18 protein-coding genes are annotated in these 16410 nt (G+C 67.4%); 8 read left to right on the top strand and 10 right to left on the bottom strand.

What is annotated here, in order from left to right:
• Window positions 1-3 precede the first annotated feature (3 nt).
• Entirely contained in the window at window positions 4-1188 is a 1185-nt protein-coding gene (locus AC07O3_RS25420) for an FAD-dependent monooxygenase (RefSeq protein WP_495340616.1), read from the top strand.
• Window positions 1189-1210: 22 nt separating this feature from the next.
• Here the strand turns inward: AC07O3_RS25420 and AC07O3_RS25415 are convergent, their stop codons facing one another.
• The 9 genes from AC07O3_RS25415 to AC07O3_RS25375 all read right to left on the bottom strand — a co-directional run bounded on the left by AC07O3_RS25415 (window position 1211) and on the right by AC07O3_RS25375 (window position 10023).
• A complete protein-coding gene (locus AC07O3_RS25415) occupies window positions 1211-2461 on the bottom strand; it encodes an SMI1/KNR4 family protein (protein WP_495340615.1) in 1251 nt (416 codons plus the stop codon).
• 70 nt (window positions 2462-2531) lie between these two features.
• Complete coding sequence (locus AC07O3_RS25410) at window positions 2532-3917, bottom strand: reverse transcriptase family protein (RefSeq protein ID WP_495340614.1); 1386 nt, start codon at window positions 3915-3917, stop codon at window positions 2532-2534.
• Between the two features lie 241 nt (window positions 3918-4158).
• Window positions 4159-5007, bottom strand: coding sequence for a tryptophan 2,3-dioxygenase (gene kynA, locus AC07O3_RS25405; RefSeq protein WP_495340613.1), 849 nt, complete (start codon window positions 5005-5007; stop codon window positions 4159-4161).
• Window positions 5008-5023: 16 nt separating this feature from the next.
• Window positions 5024-5509: a hypothetical protein gene (locus AC07O3_RS25400; RefSeq protein WP_093049603.1), complete on the bottom strand. Its 486-nt coding sequence runs from the start codon at window positions 5507-5509 to the stop codon at window positions 5024-5026.
• 13 nt (window positions 5510-5522) lie between these two features.
• Window positions 5523-6800: a kynureninase gene (gene kynU, locus AC07O3_RS25395; RefSeq protein ID WP_495340612.1), complete on the bottom strand. Its 1278-nt coding sequence runs from the start codon at window positions 6798-6800 to the stop codon at window positions 5523-5525.
• Between the two features lie 10 nt (window positions 6801-6810).
• Window positions 6811-7461, bottom strand: coding sequence for an arylformamidase (kynB, locus tag AC07O3_RS25390; RefSeq protein WP_495340611.1), 651 nt, complete (start codon window positions 7459-7461; stop codon window positions 6811-6813).
• A 74-nt stretch (window positions 7462-7535) separates the two neighbouring features.
• Entirely contained in the window at window positions 7536-7850 is a 315-nt protein-coding gene (locus tag AC07O3_RS25385; protein ID WP_495340610.1) for a YkgJ family cysteine cluster protein, read from the bottom strand.
• A 26-nt stretch (window positions 7851-7876) separates the two neighbouring features.
• Window positions 7877-8818 carry an ornithine carbamoyltransferase gene (gene argF / locus AC07O3_RS25380; protein ID WP_093049615.1) on the bottom strand — a complete coding sequence of 314 codons (942 nt, stop codon included), beginning with the start codon at window positions 8816-8818 and terminating at the stop codon, window positions 7877-7879.
• Entirely contained in the window at window positions 8815-10023 is a 1209-nt protein-coding gene (locus AC07O3_RS25375) for an aspartate aminotransferase family protein (protein WP_495340609.1), read from the bottom strand. The genes argF and AC07O3_RS25375 overlap by 4 nt, the downstream gene beginning before the upstream one ends.
• A gap of 161 nt (window positions 10024-10184) precedes the next feature.
• Here AC07O3_RS25375 and AC07O3_RS25370 point away from each other — a divergent pair, with 161 nt between their 5' ends.
• Window positions 10185-10514 carry a DUF3579 domain-containing protein gene (locus AC07O3_RS25370; protein WP_093049621.1) on the top strand — a complete coding sequence of 110 codons (330 nt, stop codon included), beginning with the start codon at window positions 10185-10187 and terminating at the stop codon, window positions 10512-10514.
• A gap of 145 nt (window positions 10515-10659) precedes the next feature.
• Here AC07O3_RS25370 and rpsT read toward each other — a convergent pair whose 3' ends face one another.
• Window positions 10660-10974 carry a 30S ribosomal protein S20 gene (gene rpsT, locus AC07O3_RS25365; protein ID WP_007831346.1) on the bottom strand — a complete coding sequence of 105 codons (315 nt, stop codon included), beginning with the start codon at window positions 10972-10974 and terminating at the stop codon, window positions 10660-10662.
• 131 nt (window positions 10975-11105) lie between these two features.
• On the opposite strand from rpsT, the gene murJ reads away from it, so the two are divergent.
• From murJ to AC07O3_RS25335, 6 genes are all read left to right on the top strand, one after another.
• Window positions 11106-12659, top strand: a complete 1554-nt coding sequence (gene murJ, locus AC07O3_RS25360; RefSeq protein ID WP_093049624.1) for a murein biosynthesis integral membrane protein MurJ — start codon at window positions 11106-11108, stop codon at window positions 12657-12659.
• Window positions 12660-12734: 75 nt separating this feature from the next.
• A complete protein-coding gene (locus tag AC07O3_RS25355) occupies window positions 12735-13586 on the top strand; it encodes a SirB1 family protein (RefSeq protein ID WP_093049627.1) in 852 nt (283 codons plus the stop codon).
• 1 nt (window position 13587) lies between these two features.
• Entirely contained in the window at window positions 13588-14016 is a 429-nt protein-coding gene (locus tag AC07O3_RS25350; RefSeq protein ID WP_093049630.1) for a bleomycin resistance protein, read from the top strand.
• A 144-nt stretch (window positions 14017-14160) separates the two neighbouring features.
• Complete coding sequence (locus tag AC07O3_RS25345) at window positions 14161-14592, top strand: YciI family protein (protein WP_495340608.1); 432 nt, start codon at window positions 14161-14163, stop codon at window positions 14590-14592.
• A gap of 37 nt (window positions 14593-14629) precedes the next feature.
• Window positions 14630-15055: a YciI family protein gene (locus AC07O3_RS25340; RefSeq protein WP_093049636.1), complete on the top strand. Its 426-nt coding sequence runs from the start codon at window positions 14630-14632 to the stop codon at window positions 15053-15055.
• Window positions 15056-15125: 70 nt separating this feature from the next.
• Window positions 15126-16370, top strand: coding sequence for an RNA polymerase sigma factor (locus tag AC07O3_RS25335; protein WP_256328839.1), 1245 nt, complete (start codon window positions 15126-15128; stop codon window positions 16368-16370).
• The last annotated feature ends 40 nt before the right edge of the window (window positions 16371-16410 follow it).

Genomic DNA, 16410 nt, shown 5'->3' with positions numbered 1-16410 from the left:
CCGATGCCCGCGCACATCCTCGTCGCCGGGGGCGGCATCGGGGGGCTGGCCACTGCGCTGGCGCTTTCCAAGGGCCGGCACCGGGTCGACGTTTTCGAGCAGGCCGCCGTCTTCGGCGAAATCGGTGCCGGCGTGCAGCTCGGGCCCAATGCCACGCGGCGTCTTCAGCAACTCGACCTGGGCCCCGGGCTCGCGGCCATCGCGGCGCGGCCCGATGCGCTGGTGGTGCACCGCGCAGAAAGCGGCTCCGAACTCGCCCGCATGCCGCTCGCCGACGCCATGCAGCAGCGCTACGGCGCTCCCTACTTCTGCGTGCATCGCGCCGACCTGCACGGCCTGCTGCTCGATGCCGTGCGTGCGCGCGGCACCGGCTCACTCGTGACTGGCGCGCAGATCAGGCAGGTGGAAACCAGCGATGACCTCGTCTGCCTGTCGAGCACCGACGCGCGCGCCTGGGAGGGCGAAGCCATCGTCGGAGCCGATGGCCTCTGGAGCATGGTGCGTCGGCAGCTCGATTGCGCGTCTGCCGCGCAGCCACCGCGCGTTACTGGCCACACGGCCTGGCGCGCGCTGATCGAACAATCGAGCCTGCCTGCCGCATTGCGCCGCAAGCAGGTCGATGTGTGGCTCGGCCCACGCCTGCATGCCGTGGCGTACCCGGTGCGCGGCGGCGACTGGCTCAACGTGGTGGTGATCGCCGAATCGGCCCCGGCCGGCGACGCGCGCGACTGGGACCAGTCCAGCAGCATCGCCGCCCTGAAGCAGGCCATGGGCCGCAGCTGCGCCGGCCTGCAGTCGTTGCTCGATGCCATGCCCGGCTGGCGCGCGTGGTCGCTCGGCGACCGCGCCCCCATGACCAGCGCAGCCGAGATGGCGCATGAGCGTGTCGCGCTGGTGGGCGATGCCGCGCATCCGATGGTGCCGTACCTGGCGCAGGGCGCGGGCATGGCCATCGAAGACGCGGTGGCGCTGGCCGATTCGTTAGCCGACGGCAGTGCGGCCGATGTGCCCGCTGCCTTCGCGCGCTATGCCGAGGCGCGCTGGGCGCGCAACGCGCAGGTACAGGCACGTGCGCGCCGCAACGGCGAGATCTTCCATGCCACGGGCGCCGTGCGCCTGGGCCGCGACATGGCGATGCGCCTGCTGGGTGCAAAGCTGCTCGACCAGCCCTGGCTGTACGGCGGCTGAGCGAACGGCGCGCCGGCGCCTTTCAGAGCCGGAAGGTCTGCAGGTGCTCGATGCGTTCCGCGAGCCCCTCTTGCCCGAGGTAGTGCCCGTGCGTGCCGTCCTGCATCTGCGCGAGCGTGGTCTCCAGTTCGAGCAGCATCGCATCGCGCTCCGCAACGAATGCGGGTGCCACATCGATGCCCGCCTGCGCGCAGGCATCCGCGATCAGGTGCGCGCTCGCGGGCGCTCCGCACGCCGCGCACTTGACGATGGCCGTCACGTTGGGCTCCGCGCCGTTGGCAAGCAACGCGCTCGTGAGTTCGGGAGCGATCTGCCCGTCGATGTTGCGCAGGGCGTCGGCCGCCACCGGCGCGCCTGCGCGCACCAGCGCCGCGGCTGCGGCGAAGGCGCCGTGCCCCACCGCGACGTCGGTCGCGAGCGCGCTGCCCTGATGCGGCCCGTCGAAGCCCACGCCCGAGGCGGCGAGTTCGGCGACCAGCCCGGCGTCGTCGGCCGCGATCGCATGGCGCAAGGCCACGCGCGCGATCGACGGATGGTGGCGCAGCGTGCCTTCGGCCAGCGGCGTGTGCCAGTCGACCACGGCGTGGCAATAGAAGGTCACCAGCTTGTCCATCAGGTCGAGGTCGAGCCCGTGGTCCTGGTGGCGGTCGTCGAGGTAGCCGAGCAGCGTCTGTCCCGAGAAGTAGTCGCTCGTGGGCGCCAGCGGGTCTTCGTCGAGCTGCAGCGCCGCGAATGCGCCGCGCAGGTCGGGCGCGATGGTGTTCACGCTGTCTTCATGCAGCGCGTGCGTCCAGGCCGGTGGCAGGCCCTTCTTCCACGCGACGATCTGCCCGTGCCCGGCACCGGGTTCGACCACCGCGTAGACGCGGTCGGTGTACTCGAAGCCGCCGAAGGGCAGGTGTGTGAGCTTGCCGCTCGATGGCTTGCCACCGTCCTCGGCGGCTTCCTTGACCAGTTCCAGTTCGTGCTCGATCCAGCCCTGCAGGTCGTGGTAGCCGTCGCTGCCGTTCCAGAACAGCTCGTTCCAGCTGATGGCTTCGAGGTTGCCGTTCATTTCGAGCGACAGGTCGTAGTCGAGCCGACCGCCCGCCGTCTGCTGCCACAGCGTGAGCAGCGCTTCGGGAATGGGGCCTGCGCACAGGGCCTGCACGGCGTCGATCTGCTGCGGCGGCATTGGCGGCTGCGCGTCGAAGATCACGCGGTCGGCGAACAGCACGACGCCATGTTCGCGCAGGGTGGAGAGCTCGTCGGGTGTGAACCGGATGTCGTGCATGGCGGGGGCCTCCGTTGTTTTCAAAACTGTAGCGCTTTGCGCCGACGGAACAATCAGGTCCACCCCAGCTTCATGAGGGCGTTTGCGTGGTACTCGTCCAGTCGATGCGGTCGAAAAGCCTCATCAGCCGGGCCTTGCGCGTCGGGCTGAACTGGCCGATCCATGCGATGTGGCCCAGCAGGTGACCGCGAAAGTCAGCCGCCTTTGCGTGGTTCTGGCCGGCGGGGCCGTCGAGCGCGCAGCGATGCAGCACGGCCTTGAGCCGGTCGAAGTCTTCGCGCGGCGCGTTTGCCTTGTCGTTGACGACCACGCCGGTCACGCGCTGCTGGCGGTGTTGAGGCATGCAGCGCACCTTGCGCGGGTGCAGCTCGAAGCCCTCGTCGGCCGCGATGCCGTCGACCCAGGCGCGCAAGGCGGTGAACCGCGCGCGCAGCGAGGCCGGCCCGGAGAACACCAGGTCGTCGGCATAGCGCGTGTAGGTGGCGCCGAAGACCCATGCCAGGCCTTCGAGCCGCAGGTCGAGCCGGAATGCGCAGAGGTTGGCCAGCGCGGGCGAGCAGGGCGAGCCCTGGGGCAGGTGCGGCGCGGCGAGGCGCTTGGCGCCCATCCAGTCGAGCCCGCCGTCGTCGCGCAGGCGCTCGATCACGGCGGCATCGGTGCGGTGCGTGCACAGTGCGGTGAGGGCGCGCGCCACGCCTTCGGGGTAGCCCAGCGTGCGCCACGTGGCATGCACGCGCGAGGCGCGAACCGCGGGGAAGAAGTCGCGCAGGTCGAATCCGATCACGACCTCCTTGCCGGCGTGGGCGGCCGCGTGGCTCGCGACCGAGCGGCCCGGCACGAAGCCGTGCGCCGCTTCATGCACGGGCACGTGCTGCAGAAGGTCGTCGAGGATGCGGCGCTGCGCGCGCTTCAGGCCGGCCTTGGGAATCTCGAGCAGGCGCAGGCCGCCGAGGAGCTTGGGCTGCAATTGGTAGCGGTAGTGCGATGAGAGCTGCACGCCGGGATCGCTGGGTGCGCGAAAAGCCTGTGCCGGCGATGTGAGCCAGGCCAGCCGGTCCGCGTCGAGCTCCAGCCACTGCGCGAGGTCGGCGAGCGTCGGGATGTTCGGCAGCGCGAAATGGTCCAGCCCCATCGGGCGGGGGAACATCTCCGCAGGCCGGAGGATGATTCGCCGCACGCGTGGCTCCTCGTCCTGCTCGAAGGCCGCATCGAACTCAGGCATTTCATGGATCGCCTTCGCCAGCGTGGGCAGGTCGGTGCGCCGCCAAGTGGCTCGCGACCGGTTGCCGAGCGCTTCCGCCAGCGGCTTCAGCCAGGGCGCGTCGGCGCCCAGCGTTGCCGCAGCCCGCGCACGTAACGCACCGGGCGCGGTGCCGCCGGGTTGCCTCGCATCGGCAAGCAATGCGCGCGCGAGGCTTTGGGCGATCCATTCGCTGTAGCTCAGTTCACGCGTCATGAATGAAGATGGCGAGGCCTGTGAAGGTGGGTGGCAACCAGCCCTTCAACCAGCCGGTGATGCGCTAGCTGGGCTGCGCGGTAGCGCAGGTCCGCTCACGCGCCGGAATGTGTAGCCATCCATCCACCACGGGGTTCCCCCGCAGTACAAGACCAGGCGACGGATCGCAGAGCCTTGTCGAGTCTTGAAGTGCTGGTGCCGCGCGGATTGTAGGAGCCAACTTCGCGCGCGGCCTCGCGGGCTACAGGTCGGTGCGCAGCTTCCAGATTTCCGGAAACAGCACCACGTCGAGCATCTTGCGCAGGTAGCTCACGCCGCCCGTGCCGCCGGTGCCTCGCTTGAATCCGATCACGCGCTCGACCGTCGTCACGTGGCGAAAGCGCCAGAGGCGGAACGCGTCTTCCAGGTCGGTGAGCTTTTCGCCGAGCTGGTACAGGTCCCAGTGATCGTGCGGATTGCGGTAGACCGTGAGCCACGCCGCTTCGACACCATCGCTCGATTCGTAGGGCTGTGTCCAGTCGCGTTCCAGCCGGTCGGCGGGCACCGGCAGGCCGTGGCGCGCCAGCAGGCGCAGCGACTCGTCGTACAGCGAAGGCGCGCGATAGGCCACCTCGACCTGCGCCAGCAGATCGGCGCGGTGCGCATGCGGCTTGAGCATGGCGGCGTTCTTGTTGCCGAGCGCGAATTCGATGCACCGGTACTGCGCACTCTGGAAGCCGCTGGAGTTCGCGAGGTAGGGGCGCATCGCCGTGTACTCGGGCGGCGTCATGGTCGAGAGCACGGTCCATGCGCTCACCAGCTGTTCCATGATGCGGCTCACGCGCGCGAGCATCTTGAATGCGTCGGCCAGCTTCTCTTCGGCGATGTGGGCGGTGGCGGCGCGCAGCTCGTGCAGCATCAGCTTCATCCAGAGCTCGCTGGTCTGGTGCTGCACGATGAACAGCATTTCGTCGTGCGCGGGCGAAAGCGGGTGCTGCGCGTTGAGGATCTCGTCGAGGTGCAGGTAGTCGCCGTAGCTCATGGACTTGCTGAAGTCCAGCTGCGCTTTTTCCTCGTGGACGATTTTCTCGGGGGACTTGTCGGTGCTCATGATGTTTGCTGGCGGGTCATCGCCAGACCACGGCGGTGTAGGAAGGAAGGCCCATGCCGGACTCCTTCTTCGGATAGACGAAGCGCACGACCTCGTTCTTGCGCTTGTATTCCTGGTAGGTCTCGCCGCCGGGAATGCGGCCCTTCTCGCCCGGCTTGTAGCCGGTGTCGCGTGCCTCCTTCACGAGGCGCTCGAAGGCGGCCTTGTCGGTCAGCGAGAGCTGCACGCCGTCCTCGCTGCGGCGGCTTTCCACGTAGGTGGACTTCATCAGGTGCGTGGTCTGGCCGTCGACGAACTTCTCGTACTCGATCATGCTGACCTCGTCGGTCACGGTCTTGTCGGCATACGAGAAGCCCTGGCTCTTGATCTGCTGGCGAAAGGCGTCGGGCGTCAGTTCGGCGAAGGCCTTCAGTTGCGGCAGCGTGAACGCCGGTTGCTGTGCAAGAGCGGGTGCCGCCAGCATCAGCAAGGCGGTGTACAGAATGATCAGTCGGGATTTCATGGCTGGCTTCGTCTCAGGTTACGGCGTTCTTGCGGTTGAACTCTTCGCGCTTCCACTCGCCCGTCTCCAGCACCTGCGCCAGGTGCTCGACCGAGTTCCACACGTCTTCGAAGCTCAGGTACAACGGCGTGAAACCGAAGCGCAGGATGTCGGGCATCTGCGAGTCGCCGGCGCGGTAGTCGCCGATCACGCCGCGTGCGATCAGCGCCTGCACGATGGCGTAGGCGCCTTCTTCTTGGCTCAGGCAGACCTGCGAGCCGCGCAGTGCGTGGTCGCGCGGGGTGACGAGCGAGAGGCCTTGACCGGCGCAGCGCTCTTCGACCAGTGCGATGAACAGGTCGGTGAGCGCGAGCGACTTGGTGCGCAGCGCGGCCATCGCGCCGTTCGTGCCGTTGAAGGCTTCGGCCGCGAGCACGGTGTCGAGCCCGCATTCGAGCCCGGCCAGCGCGATGATCGGCTGCGTGCCGCAGAGGTAGCGGCCGACACCTGGGGCAGGCCGGTAGTGCGGCGTGAACTCGAAGGGCGCCGCATGGCCCCACCAGCCGGACAGCGGCTGCTCGAACTGGCCCGCATGCTTCGTGTTCACCCACGCGAACGCCGGCGCGCCGGGGCCGCCGTTCAGGTACTTGTAGCCGCAGCCGATGGCGTAGTCGGCCTCGCTGTCGTTGAGCGCGACCGGCACGGCGCCCGCACTGTGCGCGAGGTCCCACACGGTCAGCGCGCCCGCGGCATGCGCGGCGGCGGTGATGGCCTTCATGTCGTGCATGGCGCCGGTGCGGTAGTTGACGTGCGTGAGCATCAGCACGGCCACTTCGTCGGTCAATACTCCGGGCAATTCGCTCGCGTCGATCAGCTTGAGCGTGAAGCCGCGCTCGCGGCACAGCGATTCGGCGATGTACAGGTCGGTCGGGAAGTTGCTGCGCTCGCTGATCACCAGCTTGCGGCCGCTGTCCTTCTGCTGGGACAAGGCAGCGAACAGCACCTTGTAGAGGTTGACCGAGGTGCTGTCGGTGCACACCACTTCGCCGGGCGCGGCGCCGATCAGTCGGGCCACCTTGTCGCCCAGGCGCTGCGGCAGGTCGAACCAGCTCGCGGTGTTCCACGAACGGATCAGGCCTTCGCCCCATTCCTTGGTCACGACTTCGGCGATGCGCGCGGGCGCGGCCTTGGGCATCACGCCGAGCGAGTTGCCGTCGAGGTACAGCACGCCCTCGGGAATGGTGAATTGGTCGCGCAAGGCGCGCAGCGGGTCTTGCGCGTCGAGCGCGCGGCAGTCTGCAAGTGTCGTCATGGTGGAGGTTTCAGCGGGGGAGTTCGCGCAGCACGGCGCGAACGGGGGAGGCATCGGCGCTGACCAGCTTGAGCGGCAGCGCGATGAGTTCGTAGTCGCCCTCGGGCACGTCGTCGAGCACGAGGTTCTCGAGCACGCGCAGGTCGAGGCGGCGAATGCGTTGGTGGCTTTCCAGCGTCTTGCTGTCGGCCGGGTCGATGCTGGCGGTGTCGATGCCGATGAGCTTCACGCCCATGGCCGCGAGGCGCTCGACGGTGGCGGGGGCGTAGGCTGCGAGCTGCGGGTCCCACTGGCCGACCGGCATGGTGGTGTAGGTGCGCACCAGCACGCGCGGGGGCAGGGTGCTGTCGACGGCGTGGGCGATGTGATCCCACTCGACGAGCGGGCCCTTGTCGATCGCGTGGATCACGCGACAGGGGCCGAGAAAGGGCGTGAGGTCGACGTTGCCGATGGTCTGGCCCTCGGGGTCGTAGTGCAGCGGCGCATCGGCGTGCGCGCCGACGTGGGGCGAGAGCTTGATCTCGCTGACATTCACCGGGCAGTCCGGTGAAATGGTCGCCGCCCAGCGCTGCTGGTAGGGCGTGTCGCCAGGAAAGACCGGCGCGCCTTCATACACGGGCGGCGAGATGTCCCAGATGCGTTGCTGATGTGATGGAGCCATGGCGCGAAGTTAGCGCCGGGCGAGGGGTCGTGGTGTCGGTTATTTCCAACACCGAACGTGACGAGTTGAACGGATCAGTGCAACGACGACAGCGCTGGCAACCCGTGCCGTGCCCGCGCCCGCTCGCATGCGTCGCTGCCAGCTTGAAGCTCGTGGCACGGATTGGGGCGCCATTCGTAGATGCCGCAGCCCACGGACTGGCCGACCTTGCCGGTGAGCGCGGCGCAGCGCATGGGCGTGTGGTCGGTGCCGCGCATGCGGCAGATGGCGTCGTTCACCTCGACGGCGAGGCCCGAGGGCACCTTGCCGCCGTTGTCGTCGAGCTCATGCACGCTGAAGTCGACGCGATAGCTGGCGCAGCAGGCGCCGCATTGCTGGCAATCGGACATGCGGCTGCGCCTTGTGCTTCAGGGAGTCAGAGCCTGCCGAGGAGCAGGAACTCCATCAGCGCCTTTTGTGCGTGCAGGCGGTTCTCTGCCTCGTCCCACACCACCGACTGCGGCCCGTCGATGACTTCGGCCTGCACTTCTTCGCCGCGATGGGCAGGCAGGCAGTGCATGAACAGGGCGCCGGGCTGGGCGATACGCATCATGTCCTCGTCGACACACCAGTCGGCAAAGGCCTTGCGGCGCGCCTCGTTCTCGGCCTCGTAGCCCATGCTGGTCCAGACGTCGGTGGTCACGAGGTCGGCGCCGCGGCAGGCTTCCATCGGGTCCTTGAAGACCTTGTAGCTGTCGCCCGAGCGGATGCCAGCGATCGACTGGTCCACCTCGTAGCCGCTGGGCGTGCTCACGTGCACCGTGAAGCCCAGGATCTCGGCCGCCTGCAGCCAGGTGTTGGCCATGTTGTTGCCGTCGCCCACCCACGCCACCGTCTTGCCCTGGATGGAGCCGCGGTGCTCGATGTAGGTGAAGATGTCCGCGAGGATCTGGCAGGGGTGGAACTCGTTGGTCAGCCCGTTGATGACCGGCACGCGCGAGTGCGCGGCAAAGGTGTCGATCTTGGTCTGCTCGTAGGTGCGGATCATCACGATGTCGACCATGCGGCTGATGACCTTGGCGCTGTCCTCGATGGGCTCGGCGCGTCCGAGCTGGCTGTCGCCGGTGGTCAGGTGGACCACGCTGCCGCCGAGCTGGTACATGCCGGCCTCGAAGCTTACGCGGGTGCGCGTGCTGGCCTTCTCGAAGATCATGGCCAGCGTGCGGTCGACCAGCGGCTGGTGCTTTTCGTAGGTCTTGAACTTCTTCTTGATGATCGCCATGCGATCGAAGAGGTAGGCGTACTCGTCGGCCGTGAAGTCCGAGAACTGCAGGTAGTGCCGGATGGCGGCGGGTGCGGTCGTCGTGGCGGTCGTCATTGGGCGGCAGGCTCCGACAGGAAGTTTTTGACGATGGGCGCGAGGATGGCAACGATCTCGTCGGCCTCGGCAATGCTCAGGATGAGCGGTGGCACGAGGCGGATCACCTTGTCGGCCGTCACGCTCAGCAGCAGGCCGGCGTCGCAGGCGCGGTTCAGGATCACGCCGCAGGGACGGTCGAGCTCGATGCCCAGCATCAGGCCCTGGCCGCGGATTTCCTTCACGCCGGACAGGCCGCCGATTTCGCGCTCCAGCGCGGCCTTGAGGTGGGCGCCGACGGTGGCGGCGTTTTCGAGCAGCTTGTGCTCTTCCATGATGCGGATGGTTTCGATGCCGGCGCGCATGGCGAGCGGGTTGCCGCCGAAAGTGGTGCCGTGGTTGCCCGGACCGAAGATGTTGGCGGCCTTGGGGCCGGCCACCACGGCGCCGATCGGCACGCCCGAGCCCAGGCCCTTGGCCAGCGGCATCACATCAGGCTTGATGCCCGCCCATTGGTGGGCGAACCACTTGCCGGTGCGGCCCATGCCGCACTGCACTTCGTCGATCATCATGAGCCAGTCGCGCTCGTCGCAGAGTTGGCGCACCTGCTTGAGGTATTCGACGCGCATCGGGTGGATGCCGCCTTCGCCCTGGATGGTTTCGAAGAACACGGCAACCACGTTGGGGTTGCCTTCGGTGGCCTTCTTCAGCGCCTCGATGTCGTTCAGCGGCACGCGGATGAAGCCCTCGACCAGCGGGCCGAAGCCGGCCTGCACCTTGGGATTGCCGGTGGCCGACAGGGTGGCGATGCTGCGGCCGTGGAAGGCGGCTTCGTAGACGACGATTTCGGGGCGCTCGATGCCCTTGTCATGGCCGAACTTGCGCGCCAGCTTCAGGGCGGCTTCGTTGGCTTCGAGGCCGGTGCAGCAGAAAAACGCGTTGGTGAGGCCCGAAATCTCGGTCAGCTTGGTGGCGAGCTGTTCCTGGCCGGTCACATGGTAGTAGTTGGAGCTGTGGATCAGCTTGGTCAGCTGGTCCTGCAGGGCGGGCACCAGCTCGGGGTGGTTGTGACCCAGCGTGTTCACGGCAATGCCGCCGAGGCCGTCGATGTAGGCCTTGCCCGTGGTGTCCCAGACTCGGCAACCCTGACCGTGCGACAGTGCGATCGGCAGGCGACCGTAAGTGTTCATGACGTGGGGCGAGGTGGGCTGGGCGGTAGCGCTCATTCGGGTTCTCCAGATAGGGAAGGCGGATTCTAGGCGTGCCGTTTGACGGCTTCGTTGAGGATTCCGCATTACAGCAATGCCCCATGTTCAGGATGCAAAAAGTGCCGCGGATAGAATCGCTTGCTGCACCGCAGCACCCGCTCCGGTCGCCTCATTCAACGATGATTTCCCCCACTGCCAAAGAAATCTTCATCCAGGGCATCACCAAGGATGGCCGGACATTCCGCCCCAGCGATTGGGCCGAGCGTCTGGCCGGCGTGATGTGCTCTTTTCGCCCCGGTGGCGCCTATCCGGGCAGCCACCTGAGCTACTCGCCCTGGTGCATTCCGACGACCATCAACGGCGTGAAGTGCGTGATCGTGAACCGCGAGCTGCGCGATGCCGAGCCGATGGCCTGGGATTTCTGCGTGAACTTCGCGAGAGACAACGACCTGCAGGTGGCCGAGGCCTGTCTGGTGCCCGACACGCCCATCCCCCCCAAGAAGGCCTGAGCGGCCTTTTTTCTTGCCCGTCGCCCTGGGGCGCAAATCGAATGGGCATGAAAAAACCGCCCGAAGGCGGTTTTTCACTTTGCTGCAGCGCACCCCGATCAAACGGCGGACTGGAGAATTCCGGTCCGGGCTTGCCTGACAGGTGTCAGGCGGCGGCCTTTTCAGGCGCGAGGGCGAGGGCCTTGACCTTGGCCGACAGGCGGCTCTTGTCGCGGGCTGCCTTGTTCTTGTGGAAGATGCCCTTGTCGGCGACGGTGTCGACGATGCTCTGGGCCTTCGCGAACAGTTCGCTTGCCTTGGTCTTGTCGCCAGCCAGAACAGCCTTTTCGACGTTCTTGACAGCGGTACGGTATTTGGAGCGCAGCGAGGTGTTCGCAGCGTTGAGCTTGGTGTCCTGGCGGACGCGCTTACGGCCGGAGGCGAGGCGCGGGTTCTTCTTCTTGGGCTTGGCGGATGCCATATTTAATGTTCCTTAGGTGTCTGAGGATGATGCAGCAAAGCCCTCCATTATAGGCCGGGTTGGCCCTTTTGCCCAATTCGCGCCCGAATCGGCCCGTTTCGGCACCTTCGCGGGCCCTACACTCGGCCCCCGTGTCCCTGCTCAAATCCGCCTCCACCGTCTCCCTGCTGACTCTCGCTTCGCGGATCACGGGCCTTGTGCGCGACGTGCTGTTTGCCTCGGTTTTCGGCGTCAGCGCGCTGACCGACGCCTTCAACGTCGCATTTCGCATCCCCAACCTGTTCCGGCGGGTCTTCGGCGAAGGCGCCTTCAGCCAGGCCTTCGTGCCGGTGCTGGCCGCGCGCAAGGCCGAAGACGGGGAAGAGGGCGCCCGGCAGCTGATCGACCATGTCGCCACGCTGCTCACCTGGACGCTGCTGGTCGTGTGCGTGGCCGGCGTGGCCGGCGCGCCGCTGCTGGTCTGGGCCATGGCGAGCGGACTGCCCGGCTTCGACCCGGCCGTGATCATGACGCGCTGGATGTTCCCGTACATCGGCTTCATGTCGCTGGTGGCGCTGGCGGGCGGCATTCTCAACACTTGGCGCAAGTTCGCGGTGCCGGCGGCGTCGCCGGTGCTGCTCAACATTGCGCTGATTTTGGCGATCGTGGTCGGGGCGCCGCTGTTCCGCCGGTGGGGCATCGAGCCGATCTATGCGCAGTGCGTGGGCGTGCTGGTGGGCGGTGTGCTGCAGCTGGCCCTGCAGATTCCGGCGCTGCGCAAGCTCGGGCTGATGCCGCGTGTCGGCGCGAGCTTCCGGGCGCTGCGGACCGCATGGACCGACCCTGCCACGCGCAAGGTGCTCAAGCTGATGCTGCCCGCGCTGCTGGGCGTGAGCGTGGCGCAGATCTCGCTGCTCATCAACACGCAGATCGCCTCGCACCTTGCAGTGGGCAGCGTCACCTGGATCACCAACGCCGACCGGCTGATGGAATTCCCCACCGCCATGCTCGGCGTCGCGCTCGGCGTGGTGCTGATGCCGCAGCTGGCCGGCGCCCGCGCCGCCAAGGACGACGCTCGCTATTCGTCGCTGCTCGACTGGGGCCTGCGCCTCGTCGTGCTGCTTTCGGCGCCTTGCGCCATCGCGCTGCTGCTGTTCGCCAAGCCGCTGGTGGCGGTGCTCTTCCACAACGGCGCGTACACCGGCGAGGACGTAGGCCGCACGACCCTGGCGCTGATGGGCTACGGCGTCGGGCTGGTCGGCATCGTGGCCGTGAAGGTGCTCGCGCCCGGCTACTACGCAAAGCACGACACGCGCACGCCGATGCTCATTGCCGTGGGCGTGCTGGTGCTGACGCAGGTGCTCAATATCTTCCTGGTGCCGGTGCTGCAGCACGCAGCGCTGACCCTGACCATCGCCATCGGCGCGCTGGTCAATTCGACCTGGCTGCTTGTCGGCCTGATGCGCCGCGGCAGCTACAAGCCCGAACCGGGTTGGGGCAAGTTCGCGCTGCAGGTGCTGGCGGGCACGCTGGTGCTGGCCGGCCTGCTGTTCTGGGGCTCGGGCCATTTCGACTGGGTCGGCCTGCGCGAGCAGCGCCTGCTGCGCATCGGCCTGCTCGCTGCGCTGATCGCCGGCTCGGCGCTGCTCTATTTCGCCGTGCTGGCGGCCGTCGGCGTGCGGTTGCGCAGCTTCCTGCGCCGCTGAAGCCCGCGCGCAGGGCGTTGGCAATACGCACGTGTTCCGCCTTGACGCTCCCTGAATGCTCCTCTACAAAGACACATGACGTTCAGCTTTCAGGTTCCTACCGCACTGGAGTATTTCGAATCGCTGGTTCGCAGCGACGATCAATTTCCGTTGCTCGAAGCTGCCGCCAGCCTGGCGCAGGACGAATACCCCGATCTCGACGTTCAGCAGGTGCTTGGCGATGTAGACCAGCTCCTGGCCCGCCTGAAGCGCCGCCTGCCGGCCGACGCCGCACCGCTGGCCCGCCTGCGCGCCCTGAACCAGTTCTTCTTCAATGACCTGAGCTTCGGCGGCAACGTCAACGACTACTACGACCCCGACAACAGCTACCTGAACGCCGTGCTGCGCACCCGCCGCGGCATTCCGATCTCGCTGGCCGTGCTGTGGATGGAACTGGCGCAGGGCCTGGGCCTGCAGGCACGCGGCATCGGGTTTCCGGGGCATTTCATGCTCAAGGTGACGCTGCCCAAGGGGCAGGTGGTGATCGATCCTTTCACCGGCAAGTCGCTGTCGCGCGAGGAACTCGGCGAGCGGCTCGAACCCTACAAGCGCAGCAATGGCCTGGTCGGCGATTTCGACGTGCCGCTGGGCCTGTACCTGCAGCCCGCAAGCCCGCGCGAAATCATCGCGCGCATGCTGCGCAACCTGAAGGAAGTGCACCATGCGCAGGAAGACTGGCAGCGCGTCATCGCCGTGCAGGACCGCCTGATCGCCCTGCTGCCCAGTGCCTGGGGCGAGTACCGCGATCGCGGCATCGCGCACGCCGAGCAGGGCAACACGGCGCAGGCCGTGCGCGACCTGGAAACCTATCTGGGGAAGGCCGAGGACGCCCTAGACATCGACGCGATCGCCGAGCGCGTCGCCATGTTGCGCCGAATGGCCAGCTGAAATGAACACCAAGGCCGGTGTGAGCCCGGCGCCCGACCTGGGCACCCTGCATGAATTCCACGGCGTGCAGCCGGTGCTGCCGGTGTCGGACGTGTCGCGCGCCGCGCGCTGGTTTCGCGACGTGCTGGGCTTCGAGCTCGACTTCATCGCGGGGGAGCCGCCCAGCTACGCCCGGGTGAAGAAGGGCGACCGCAGCTACGGCGACCCGGTCTACCTGAGGCTGTGGCAATGCAACTCGCGCGAGGCCAAGCCCTGGCGCGGCGAAATCGTGATCCACGTGGGCAAGGACATCGACGGCCTGCACGCCGCCTACGTGAAGCGCGGCGTGACGGTCATCGAGCCGCCAACCTCCCAGCCCTGGGGACTGCGCGAATTCGCGATCCGGGAGCCCGACGGCCACGTGCTGCGCTTCTGCGGCTACCTGCCCTGAAGCCTCAATTTAAGAAACACAAAATTACAAATAGATCGATGCGATCGTGTCGATCCGTCTTCCGCTCGTCCGACGTGTGAACAGGAGCAGGCAAATTTCATTCGTCAGCCGCTCCCAGTCTCATCAACCTTCAGGAGAAACGACATGCGATTCATGATTCTGGTCAAGGCCAACGCCGATTCCGAAGCCGGCGTGATGCCCAGCACCGAGATACTCACCGCCATGGGCAAGTTCAACGAGGAACTGGTCAAGGCCGGCGTGCTGCTGGCGGGCGAAGGCCTGCACCCCAGCTCCAAGGGCGTGCGCGTGCGCTGCGAAGGCCCGACCAAGCGCACCGTCATCGACGGCCCCTTCGTCGAAACCAAGGAGCTGCTGGCTGGTTTCTGGCTGTTCCAGGTCAAGTCAAAGGAAGAAGCCATCGAGTGGATCAAGCGCAGCCCTTTCCAGGAAGGCGAGATCGAGATTCGCCAGGTGTTCGAGGCCGCCGACTTCGGCGATTCGATGACGCCCGAGCTGCTCGCCCAGGAAGACCGCCTGCGCGCCGAGACCGAGGCCCGCGCGAAGGCCGGCAGCTGAAGCAGCCGCAACCGAATCGAACCCAAGGAGATCCACCATGCGATTCATGCTGCTGATGATTCCCCACGGCTACGAAACCGCCGCGCCCGGCACCATCCCCGAAGACGTCGATGCGGTGTCGGCCATGATGGCCTACAACGAATCGATGCAGAAAGCCGGCGTGCTGATCAGCTGCGACGGCCTGCATCCGCCCTCGATGGGCGCGCGCGTGAGCTTCAAGGACAAGAAGCCCAAGATCGTCGACGGCCCCTTCGCCGAGGCCAAGGAAGTGCTCGGCGGCTTCTGGGTCATCGACGTGCCCTCGCGCGCCGCCGCCATCGAATGGGCTGCCCGCTGCCCCGGCTCCGACAACGAAGTCATCGAGGTGCGCCAGATCCAGGAAATCGGCGACTACCCGCCCGATGTGCAGGCGCTGACCAGCGAGTTCGCGTCGATGCAGACGGTCAAGAAGACCGAGCCGTAAAGCTGTGATCAGGGAAGAGGGCCGCGCGGACGTCGCCGCCATCCACCGCACCATCGAGGCGGTGTGGCGCATGGAGTCCGCGAAGATCATCGCCACCGTCGCGCGCATGGTGCGCGACGTGGGCCTGGCTGAAGAGCTGGCCCAGGACGCGCTGGTCTCGGCCCTCGAGCAATGGAGCGAATCCGGCGTGCCCGACAACCCCGCGGCCTGGCTCACGGCAGTGGCCAAACGCCGCGCGCTCGACCGCCTGCGCCACCTGCAGCTGGCCGAGCACAAGGCCGGCGAAATCGGCCGCGAGATCGACGCGCAGCACGAAATGGCACAGGACGATTTCGCCGAGGCGATCGATGCCGCGCTGGACGACGACATTGGCGACGACCTGCTGCGGCTGGTGTTCACCGCCTGCCACCCGGTGCTGTCGACCGAGGCTCGCGTGGCGCTCACGCTGCGGCTGATGGGCGGCCTCACCACCGATGAAATCGCGCGCGCCTTTCTCGTGCCCGAGGCCACCGTGGCGCAGCGCATCGTGCGCGCCAAGCGCACGCTGGCCGAGGCGCGCGTGCCCTTCGAGGTACCGCGCCGGCACGAGCTCGAAGCCCGGCTCGCCTCGGTGCTCGAAGTGATCTACCTGGTCTTCAATGAAGGCTACTCGGCCACCGCCGGCGACGACTGGATGCGCCCCACGCTGTGCGACGAGGCCCTGCGCCTGGGCCGCATCGTGGCCGAGCTGGTGCCGAAGGAGGCGGAGGTGCACGGCCTCGTGGCGCTGATGGAAATCCAGGCCTCGCGCACCGCCGCGCGCATGGGGCCTTCCGGCGAGCCGGTGCTGCTGCTCGAACAGAACCGCGCGCGCTGGGACCAGATGCTGGTCCGTCGCGGCCTTGCGGCGCTCGCGCGTGCTGAAGCACTCGGCGGCGCGCTAGGCCCCTATGCGCTGCAGGCCGCCATCGCCGCCTGCCACGGCCGCGCGCGCACCGCCGACGAAACCGACTGGGGCCGCATTGCGGCGCTCTACGACGCGCTGGCCGAACTCACGCCATCGCCCATCGTCGAGCTCAACCGGGCGGTCGCGTTGTCGATGGCCTTCGGGCCGGCGACGGGGCTGGAGGTGGTCGATGCGCTCATGGACGAGCCCTCGCTGAAGGGCTACCACCTGCTGCCGACCGTGCGCGGCGATCTGCTCTTCAAGCTAGGCCGCCGCGATGAGGCGCGCAAGGAATTCGACCGCGCCGCAGCGCTCACGCGCAACACGCGCGAGCGGGCCCTGCTGCTCGCGCGTGCGCGGGCCTGCCTCCTCGATGGCCCCGCCGGGTGAGCTGAACGCCGGCTGAAGCTGCGCTGGCCCGCGCGGCCGG

The sequence above is a fragment of the Variovorax sp. GW821-FHT09D05 genome, assembly GCF_059416325.1.
Note: the sequence above shows the minus strand (reverse complement) of the source record. Positions and strands in the feature narration are given on the sequence as shown.

Excerpts from the sequence above, each read along its gene's own strand:
- AC07O3_RS25345 (WP_495340608.1), top strand. The coding sequence starts at position 14,161 with ATGCGATTCATGATTCTGGTCAAGGCCAACGCCGATTCCGAAGCCGGC.
- rpsT (WP_007831346.1), bottom strand. The coding sequence starts at position 10,974 with ATGGCATCCGCCAAGCCCAAGAAGAAGAACCCGCGCCTCGCCTCCGGC.
- AC07O3_RS25340 (WP_093049636.1), top strand. The coding sequence starts at position 14,630 with ATGCGATTCATGCTGCTGATGATTCCCCACGGCTACGAAACCGCCGCG.
- AC07O3_RS25420 (WP_495340616.1), top strand. The coding sequence starts at position 4 with ATGCCCGCGCACATCCTCGTCGCCGGGGGCGGCATCGGGGGGCTGGCC.
- argF (WP_093049615.1), bottom strand. The coding sequence starts at position 8,818 with ATGACGACCGCCACGACGACCGCACCCGCCGCCATCCGGCACTACCTG.
- AC07O3_RS25400 (WP_093049603.1), bottom strand. The coding sequence starts at position 5,509 with ATGAAATCCCGACTGATCATTCTGTACACCGCCTTGCTGATGCTGGCG.
- kynA (WP_495340613.1), bottom strand. The coding sequence starts at position 5,007 with ATGAGCACCGACAAGTCCCCCGAGAAAATCGTCCACGAGGAAAAAGCG.
- AC07O3_RS25385 (WP_495340610.1), bottom strand. The coding sequence starts at position 7,850 with ATGTCCGATTGCCAGCAATGCGGCGCCTGCTGCGCCAGCTATCGCGTC.
- AC07O3_RS25355 (WP_093049627.1), top strand. The coding sequence starts at position 12,735 with ATGACGTTCAGCTTTCAGGTTCCTACCGCACTGGAGTATTTCGAATCG.
- AC07O3_RS25415 (WP_495340615.1), bottom strand. The coding sequence starts at position 2,461 with ATGCACGACATCCGGTTCACACCCGACGAGCTCTCCACCCTGCGCGAA.
- kynB (WP_495340611.1), bottom strand. The coding sequence starts at position 7,461 with ATGGCTCCATCACATCAGCAACGCATCTGGGACATCTCGCCGCCCGTG.
- AC07O3_RS25335 (WP_256328839.1), top strand. The coding sequence starts at position 15,126 with ATGGAGTCCGCGAAGATCATCGCCACCGTCGCGCGCATGGTGCGCGAC.
- AC07O3_RS25375 (WP_495340609.1), bottom strand. The coding sequence starts at position 10,023 with ATGAGCGCTACCGCCCAGCCCACCTCGCCCCACGTCATGAACACTTAC.
- AC07O3_RS25350 (WP_093049630.1), top strand. The coding sequence starts at position 13,588 with ATGAACACCAAGGCCGGTGTGAGCCCGGCGCCCGACCTGGGCACCCTG.
- AC07O3_RS25370 (WP_093049621.1), top strand. The coding sequence starts at position 10,185 with ATGATTTCCCCCACTGCCAAAGAAATCTTCATCCAGGGCATCACCAAG.
- AC07O3_RS25410 (WP_495340614.1), bottom strand. The coding sequence starts at position 3,917 with ATGACGCGTGAACTGAGCTACAGCGAATGGATCGCCCAAAGCCTCGCG.
- kynU (WP_495340612.1), bottom strand. The coding sequence starts at position 6,800 with ATGACGACACTTGCAGACTGCCGCGCGCTCGACGCGCAAGACCCGCTG.